General features: G+C 60.2%; 8 protein-coding genes, 1 tRNA gene and 1 pseudogene. 3 read left to right on the plus strand and 7 right to left on the minus strand.

The features are described 5' to 3' along the window. Window positions 1–703, minus strand: a 703-nt coding sequence (gene proB, locus MOV61_RS26695; protein ID WP_247138750.1) for a glutamate 5-kinase, incomplete at its 3' end; no start/stop codon positions are given. Next, window positions 700–1,761: a GTPase ObgE gene (gene obgE, locus MOV61_RS26700; protein ID WP_038547218.1), complete on the minus strand. Its 1,062-nt coding sequence runs from the start codon at window positions 1,759–1,761 to the stop codon at window positions 700–702. The genes obgE and proB, both read right to left, overlap by 4 nt. Before the next feature lie 114 nt (window positions 1,762–1,875). On the opposite strand from obgE, the gene MOV61_RS26705 reads away from it, so the two are divergent. Continuing rightward, entirely contained in the window at window positions 1,876–2,739 is an 864-nt protein-coding gene (locus MOV61_RS26705) for an endonuclease/exonuclease/phosphatase family protein (RefSeq protein WP_247138751.1), read from the plus strand. A gap of 45 nt (window positions 2,740–2,784) precedes the next feature. Here MOV61_RS26705 and MOV61_RS26710 read toward each other — a convergent pair whose 3' ends face one another. The 4 genes from MOV61_RS26710 to rplU form a co-directional block, all read right to left on the minus strand. Continuing rightward, entirely contained in the window at window positions 2,785–3,372 is a 588-nt protein-coding gene (locus MOV61_RS26710; protein ID WP_247138752.1) for a GNAT family N-acetyltransferase, read from the minus strand. Then, window positions 3,369–4,004 carry a GNAT family N-acetyltransferase gene (locus tag MOV61_RS26715; RefSeq protein ID WP_038547209.1) on the minus strand — a complete coding sequence of 212 codons (636 nt, stop codon included), beginning with the start codon at window positions 4,002–4,004 and terminating at the stop codon, window positions 3,369–3,371. The genes MOV61_RS26710 and MOV61_RS26715 overlap by 4 nt, the downstream gene beginning before the upstream one ends. A gap of 128 nt (window positions 4,005–4,132) precedes the next feature. Further along, window positions 4,133–4,402: a 50S ribosomal protein L27 gene (rpmA, locus tag MOV61_RS26720; RefSeq protein ID WP_007757411.1), complete on the minus strand. Its 270-nt coding sequence runs from the start codon at window positions 4,400–4,402 to the stop codon at window positions 4,133–4,135. A gap of 32 nt (window positions 4,403–4,434) precedes the next feature. Continuing rightward, the gene (rplU, locus tag MOV61_RS26725; protein ID WP_038547207.1) at window positions 4,435–4,746 is read right to left on the minus strand and encodes a 50S ribosomal protein L21; all 312 of its coding nucleotides are present in this window, start codon (window positions 4,744–4,746) and stop codon (window positions 4,435–4,437) included. Window positions 4,747–5,067: 321 nt separating this feature from the next. Between rplU and MOV61_RS26730 the strand changes: the two genes are divergently transcribed. Continuing rightward, window positions 5,068–5,157 (plus strand) — tRNA-Ser (locus MOV61_RS26730). 46 nt (window positions 5,158–5,203) lie between these two features. On the opposite strand, the pseudogene MOV61_RS26735 reads toward MOV61_RS26730, so the two are convergent. Beyond that, window positions 5,204–6,232: pseudogene (locus tag MOV61_RS26735) on the minus strand (integrase core domain-containing protein); the annotation flags it as partial. 343 nt (window positions 6,233–6,575) lie between these two features. Here MOV61_RS26735 and MOV61_RS26740 point away from each other — a divergent pair. Beyond that, on the plus strand, window positions 6,576–7,605 hold a 1,030-nt coding region (locus tag MOV61_RS26740), incomplete at its 3' end, for a cache domain-containing protein (protein WP_247138753.1).

The raw sequence follows: 7,605 nt of genomic DNA on the forward strand, positions 1-7,605 counted from the left end.
CGGCGCCGGTGGCGATCTTGCCGGCATCGATCTTGGTGCGCATGCCGCCGCGCGACAATTCGGACGCAGCGCCGCCGGCCATGGCCTCGATCTCCGGCGTGATCGCCGGGACGGTTTCCAGGAATTTCGCGTCGGGATCGAGATGCGGAGGGGCGGTATAAAGGCCGTCGATATCGGACAGCAGCACGAGCAGATCGGCGCTGGTCATGGTGGCGACGCGGGCGGCGAGGCGATCGTTGTCGCCATAGCGGATTTCGGTCGTGGCGACCGTATCGTTCTCGTTGATGATCGGCACGGCGCCGATCTTCAGAAGCTGGTTGATGGTGGCACGGGCGTTGAGGTAGCGGCGACGCTCTTCCGTGTCGCCGAGCGTCAGCAGGATCTGGCCGGCCACGATGCCATCGCGCGACAGGCTTTCCGACCAGGCGCGGGCAAGCGCGATCTGACCGACCGCTGCCGCCGCCTGGCTCTCTTCGAGCTTCAGCGCGCCCGAGGGCAGGTCAAGTACGGTGCGGCCCATGGCGATCGCGCCCGAAGAGACGACCAGAACGTCGATGCCCCTCGCTTTCAATGCGGCAATATCGGCGCAGACGGCGTCGAGCCATTGCGATTTCAGGCCCGTCTTGCGGTCGACGAGCAGCGCCGAGCCGATCTTGATGACGATGCGGCGATGGCTGGCGAGCGGTTTACGGGTAGCCGTCATGCATCCTCATCCTCATCGAAATCCTGGATGGGGGTCGAGCGATCGGGCAACGCGGTGTCGTTGACGCCGCTCGCCTCGACGATGACGTCGCGCAGCGCTCGCAGCACCTCGGTCATCCCCTTGCCGGTGACGGCTGAGATCAGGAACGGTGTCTGGCCGCAGGCCTTTTCCAGTTCCTTCGCCTTCTTCTTCAGTTCCTTGTCGTCGAGCACGTCGATCTGCGACAGCGCCACGATGACCGGCTTGTCGATCAGGCCACCGCCATAGGCCTCGAGTTCGTGTTTGACGGTCTTGTAGGCCTTGCCGACCTTTTCCTCGACGGAGGAGACCAGATGCAGCAGCACGCGGGTGCGTTCGACATGGCCGAGGAACCGGTCGCCGATGCCGACACCCTCATGGGCGCCTTCGATCAGGCCCGGGATATCGGCCAGAATGAATTCCCGGGCGTCAATGGTGGCGACGCCGAGATTGGGATGCAGCGTCGTGAACGGGTAGTTGGCGATCTTGGGACGCGCGCGGGTGACGCTGGCAAGGAAGGTCGACTTGCCGGCATTCGGCATTCCGACGAGGCCGGCATCGGCGATCAGCTTCAGCCGCAGCCAGATGGTTTTTTCCTCACCCTCAAGACCGGGATTGGCCCAGTTCGGCGCCTGGTTAGTCGCGCTCTTGAAATGGGTGTTGCCGAAGCCGCCATTGCCGCCTTTGGCGAGCCGGAACCTCTGGCCTTCGCGGGTCAGGTCGATAATCAGCGTCTCGTTGTCTTCCTCGAAGATCTGGGTGCCGACGGGCACTTTCAACGTCACTTCGCCGCCATTGGCGCCGGTACGGTTGCGGCCCATGCCGTGGGTGCCGGTCTGGCCCTTGAAATGCTGCTGGAAGCGGAAATCGATCAGGGTGTTGAGGCCGTTGACGGCCTCCACCCAGACATCGCCGCCGCGCCCGCCATCACCACCGTCAGGTCCGCCGAACTCGACGAACTTTTCCCGCCGGAACGAGACCGCGCCCGCGCCGCCGTCGCCGGAGCGGATATAGACTTTTGCCTCGTCGAGAAATTTCATCTTATCGCCGTCAGTCTTGTGTTAGTCGGGATGCCTGTCGCTTCAGGTTGGGCGCTCAGTGCATGTCGATAGGGGTTTCGATATCGTCGGTTGGGGCGGAGGTCAAAGAATATCATGAAGTTCGTCAGCTATAACATCCAATACGGGATCGGCATGGATGGTGTGTTCGATCCCGAGCGCATCGCCGCGAGTATCGAGGGAGCGGATGTCATCGCGCTTCAGGAAGTGACCCGCGGTTTCCCCAGGAATGGCCATGTCGATCTCGTCGCCCGTTTCTCGGATCTGTTTCCGGACCATTTCCATGTCTATGGCGCACCCTGCGACCTGCTGCTCGACGTATCTATCGAGAACGGCCGCCGCATCGAGCGCCGTTTTCAGTTCGGCAACATGATCCTGTCGCGCTGGCCGATCCTTTCCACCCGCCATCTTCTGCTGCCCCGCAGCCGCACCGTGGAGATGCTCAACCTGCAGCGCGGAGCGCTGGAAGCGGTGATCGTCGCACCCGGCGGACCGCTCCGGGTTTATTCCGTCCACCTCGATCATGTCTCTCCCGATGAACGGCTCGGCCAGATCCGTTATCTCAAGGAGCGGGTGCTGAACTTCGTCTCCGAGGGCGGTTCGCTCACCGGCGGCGGCGAAGATGGTTTCCCCGATCTGCCGCTGCCGGAGGATTTCCTGCTGATGGGGGATTTCAACATGGAGCCGGAATCGACCGAGTATATCGCCATGGCCGGTCAGCGGGACCGTTATTACGGCCGCATCCTGCGCGCCAACGAACCCGTCGACGTGCTGGACCGCTCCGGATCGTTGACGCCGGAGAGCTATACCTGGGCGAAGCCGCCGGGCGACGGGCAGATGAAGATGCATCTCGATCATTGTTTCGTGAATGCCGGGCTGGCGCCGCGGCTGAAAAACGCCTGGGTCGATAACGAGGCGCCTGGTTCAGACCACTTTCCGCTCTGGGTCGAGGTCGAGTGAATGATCCGGCGGAGTTCCCTCCGCCGGGCCTTTGTTATGGGAGCGTCACGGTCGGGCCGGCCGCCGGAAATCCTCAGGCAGCAGCATGGTCTCGATATGCGGCGCCATCCTGTTGCGGGACAGACTGAAGAGCTGGCTCGCATCGACGATGGTGAAACCGAGCTTCTTCTGGACGTTCAGCGAAGCAAGGTTGTCCGCAAAGGCGCCGGAAAACACCTGCGCCTCCGGCATACGCCGAAAGAAACGCTCCAGCGTCCCGGCCGCTGCTTCCGTCATATAACCCCGGTCCCAGTAAAGCCGGTTCAGCCAGTAGCCGAGATGCCACCGGCCCCGCCTCAATTCCAGGCAGACGGCGCCGATATGGGCGTCGTCACCGGTGGTGATCGCCAGCGTCCAGTCCGGCAGGATGCCGGATGCATGCGGGACGAGCCAGTCCAGCGCGTCCTGGCGGTCATAGGGCTGCGGCACCCGTGCCAGCATGCGGGCCACCTTGAAATCGCCAAGCGATTCGGCAATCGCCGTCGCATCGGTGATCTTGTGCGGGCGAAGCACCAGCCTTTCGGTGGTGATGACCGGGCAAGGGCCCGGCATCGTGACGGTCGTGCTGGTCTTCTGGAGGACGGCGGCGTTCATCGCAGTTCTCCCCAGCTTCTCAAGGACATCCAGGTCTTGCGGTCGAGCCGGAACCACTCGACGGCGACCATGCCGCCGAGCGCCAGGCAATCGATCATGCCGGTGCCCTGGAACTGGAAACCGCATTTCTGGATCACCCGCCGGGAGGCGATGTTGGTCACCCGGCAGCGGGCATCGATATGGTCGATGTTGTTGCGGGTGCGGAAGGCCATGTCGATCAGGGCATGGGCGGCTTCCGTGGCATAACCCCTGTTCCAATAGGGTTCGCCCAGCCAATAGCCGAGTTCGAGCGTTCTTTCGTCCTGTTGCGGTTCGAGCGCGCAGCAACCGAGAAAGGCGCCGTTGTCTCCTCGCGTGATGGCGTAGACGCATTTGCCAATCTCGCCGGCCTTCGTGCGTCGCACGAAATCGGCTGCGTCTTTAGCCGTATAGGGATGCGGCATACGCGACACCATGGTCGCGATATTCGCATTGTTGGCGAGATGGGCAAGTGCGTCGATGTCTTCTTCGTGGGGCGTGCGCAGGACTAACCTCTGCGACAGTAAGACGGGGCAATCGCTTCTCGGCCGGTCGGGCCTTAACCGTTCCTCTGGCGGCCGGGATTGGCTCGCCCTTAGTAGTTCGCCTTGCATGTTCAGTCCTCCTGTTAGGGAAAAGAAAAAGGGAAGATGGTGGTGTCCCATCTTCCCTTTTTTTGACTGAACCTTTGGGCGTTCAGCCGGGTCGATGTGACACCGGCTGCTTAAAACGCTTACCGGCTTTATTCTGCTGCTTCGGCTTTCGGCATTACGGACACGAACACGCGACCATTGGCCTTGGTTCGGTAATTCACGTTGCCGGCGGTAAGCGCAAAAATGGTGTGGTCCTTACCGAGGCCGACGTTCTGGCCCGGATGCCACTGCGTACCGCGCTGGCGCACGATAATGTTGCCCGGAATGACGGCTTCGCCGCCGAACTTCTTCACGCCAAGGCGCTTGGAATTCGAATCGCGACCGTTGCGCGACGAACCGCCAGCTTTTTTATGTGCCATTGGAGTTCTCCTTTACCCTTCGAAACCCGTTGTTAAGCCAAGATGTCCGTGATGCGGACGACCGTGTGATGCTGGCGATGGCCGCGAATCCGCTTGGAATTCTGACGGCGACGCTTCTTGAAGGAAAGGACCTTCTTGCCGCGATTATGCTCGACCACTTCGGCCTTGACCGTCGCACCCGTAACAAAGGGAGCGCCGAACTTGGCATCGGCGCCAACGCCGACAACCAGGATTTCGTTGAATTCTACGACAGAACCAGCTTCGGCTTCCAGCTTTTCGATGGTGAGCACGTCGTTGGCTGCCACGCGGTACTGTTTACCGCCGGTCTTGATGACTGCGAACATTTTTTATCCTTTCATGTTCGTTCCGGCTCTGCCTTCATAAAAGGCGGCCGTCTTTTTATCAGTCGGGCTCTAGCAGGGTTTCAAAAGAGACGATCTTCTGGAACTTGCTGCCGGTGGAATTCGTGTGGCTGTTCCAACAACCTCCACACAAACAAAGAGGCATGGATACTTTTCCACGCCTGATCGCGAGCGGACATACGCGAGCGGCAAAAAACTGTCAAGACGAAAGGATATAAAGACTTGATATTCGCCCCTTGCCAGCCCCATGTTTGCCCGCTATGAGAACGCCCGCGCTGACCAACGCGTCATCACGTCTTAAGCGGAGAGGTGGCTGAGTGGTCGAAAGCACCGCACTCGAAATGCGGCATACGGGCAACCGTATCGTGGGTTCGAATCCCACCCTCTCCGCCATTGGCTTTTGGTCCGTTGTGGACACATAGGTTACGGTTTGTTCCTGAGACATAGGTAACACTTTTGAGCCGAAAGGGTTCGGCAGTGGTTCGAGTCTGCATGTCTCGTCATCGAAGTATCCCAGATCGTAATCCATGAAGCTTGCAAGCCAGATATGGTCTTCGACCTGTTTGATTCCGACGGCCTGCCCGGCGAAGACCAGGCTAAGATTGATCTTCTTTCGCTTGTAGCAGATGCGGCCGCATGTCGTGACGGTCACGGTCTGGTCGTGGAACGGATAGTCGAGCTCCGGCAGGCCGCGATAGGGTCGTGGTGAAGCGTGGTAGCGCTCTGCCGGGCAAGCCATGTCAAGGGCTTGGTGCGGCCGCTCCGTGTTGAATTCCTCCACGAAGTCGTCAAAGCGGGCCTGCTGCTGCAGGAAATTGGCGCCGGCCGGCTTGGTGGTTTCCAGCTTGAGCGTGAGACGCATGCGCTCATGGCGGCCGTTCTGCTGCGGATGGCCAGGCTTGATGCGCTCGATGCCGATGCCGAGCCTGAGCCACCAAACCGCCAATCGGGACAGATTGAACAATCCTTTGGGGCTAGCGAAGGGTACGCCGTTGTCGGTTCTGATCGCCCTGGGCAGGCCGAACTCCTTGAAGACGCTCTCGAACACGGTGAAGGCGTAGGCTTCCTTCGTCGTGTGCAGCGCTTCGCAAGCCAGGAGATAGCGGCTGGCGAAATCGGTGATCGTCAATGGATAGCAGTTGCGCTTATCGGCGAGCATGAACTCGCCCTTGTAATCGGCGCACCACAGGTCGTTGGGTTGGCGCGGTTGGGAGAGTGTCGTTCCGACGGCTCTGTTGCGCCGTCGCTTGCGGTGCTGGACCAGCCCGTTGCGGTCGAGCACCGCATGCACCGTCGAGATCGCCGGCGTTTGCACGTCCGGGTAAAGCCGCGCCAGTCGTTCTCGGATCTTCGGTGCGCCCCAGTTCGGCTTCTCCTGCTTGGCACGCACAATCAGCTTCTCGATTTGGAATGGAAGCTGATTGGCGTGCCGATAAGGACGCCGCGAGCGATCCGTCAATCCTTCCAGTGTCCGTTCTGGATCACCTTTTCCCTGAGCGCGCTCCTCTTAGCTGATCGCCCGTTTGCATTCCGGATCGGGTAGACTGCAGGGACCATTGCGTAGATGGCGTATTGCCGTAATTTTATTTTCCGGCGCCGAGATTAATATTCGGGCCACATGAAGTATTCGCAACTACCAATTGTTATTAATTTTTAAATACGCGTGATCATTTATTAAATTTTTATTCAAATATTGTCCCGCATTCTAGCAAGTGTGCAGTGCCGCACATTTCCACGCGCAGGACGCGCTTTTTCATTCAGAATCATTTCTCCCGGTCGCTTGATGCGTCTCACTCACCCCTGGAACGAACATGAAAAATCTGAGGATTTCAAACCAGCTCGTGCTGCTGGTTCTGGCTCTGATCGCCGGCTTCGCTGTCGTGACCTATTTCGAACTCCAGGCCTCGACGCGGGCTATCTATGCCGAACGGTATGGAATGCTGCGGACCCAGGTGGAGTCGGGTATCGGCATCCTCAAGAAGTTCCAGCAGCGTGAGGCGGCCGGTGAGCTGACGCGCGCAGAAGCCCAGAAACAGGCCTTCGTCGCAGTCTCCGCCATGAGCTTCCAGCCCGACGGCTATCTCTTTGCCTATGACTACGACGTGAAGATGCTGATGCATCCCGATCCGAAGAAGGTCGGCGAGAGCGGCAAGGGCAAACCTGATTCCGCCGGGAAACTGTTCCGCGACGAAATGGTCTCCGTTGGCAAATCCGGCGGCGGAATTGTCGACTATATGAGCACGACCAAGCCCGGCCTGCCTGATGGCAATTTTTCGAAGAGCTCCTATGCGAAGGCATTCGAACCCTGGCAGATGGTCCTTGCGACCGGCGTTTACACCGACGACCTGCAGGCGCAGATTCGCGGAATGGTGCTGGACGCGCTCGCTATCGGCGCACTTGCGTTGATCATCGCCCTTGCCGGTGCCTATGTGGTGATCCGCGGGATTACCAAACCGCTTGCCGCCGTGCATGGTGCGCTGGAAGCCGTCGCCGACGAAAATGTCACCGCGGCGATCCCGCATACGGACATGTCGAACGAAGTGGGGATGATGGCGAAGGCGACCCAGGCGCTGCAGGAAAAGATCCGCGAACGCCATGCGATGGCCGCCCGCGAGGAAAAGCAGAAGACCGAGCTCGACCGCGAGCGCCAGCAGAACCTCGACATGCAGCAGCAGGAAGCAGCGCTGCAGACCCGCGTCGTCTCCACCATCGGCGAAGCGCTCGAAGCGCTGGCCCATGGCGACCTCACGGTTCGCTGCGCCGATCTCGGCGCCCGCTACGAAACGTTGCGCCACAACTTCAACGAGGCGCTCGTCCACCTCGAGGCCGCGATGAGCAAGG

The organism is Neorhizobium sp. BETTINA12A (assembly GCF_023006485.1).
GTDB lineage: Bacteria > Pseudomonadota > Alphaproteobacteria > Rhizobiales > Rhizobiaceae > Neorhizobium.

Excerpts from the sequence above, each read along its gene's own strand:
- rplU (WP_038547207.1), bottom strand. The coding sequence starts at position 4,746 with ATGTTCGCAGTCATCAAGACCGGCGGTAAACAGTACCGCGTGGCAGCC.
- obgE (WP_038547218.1), bottom strand. The coding sequence starts at position 1,761 with ATGAAATTTCTCGACGAGGCAAAAGTCTATATCCGCTCCGGCGACGGC.
- MOV61_RS26710 (WP_247138752.1), bottom strand. The coding sequence starts at position 3,372 with ATGAACGCCGCCGTCCTCCAGAAGACCAGCACGACCGTCACGATGCCG.
- rpmA (WP_007757411.1), bottom strand. The coding sequence starts at position 4,402 with ATGGCACATAAAAAAGCTGGCGGTTCGTCGCGCAACGGTCGCGATTCG.
- MOV61_RS26715 (WP_038547209.1), bottom strand. The coding sequence starts at position 4,004 with ATGCAAGGCGAACTACTAAGGGCGAGCCAATCCCGGCCGCCAGAGGAA.
- MOV61_RS26705 (WP_247138751.1), top strand. The coding sequence starts at position 1,876 with ATGAAGTTCGTCAGCTATAACATCCAATACGGGATCGGCATGGATGGT.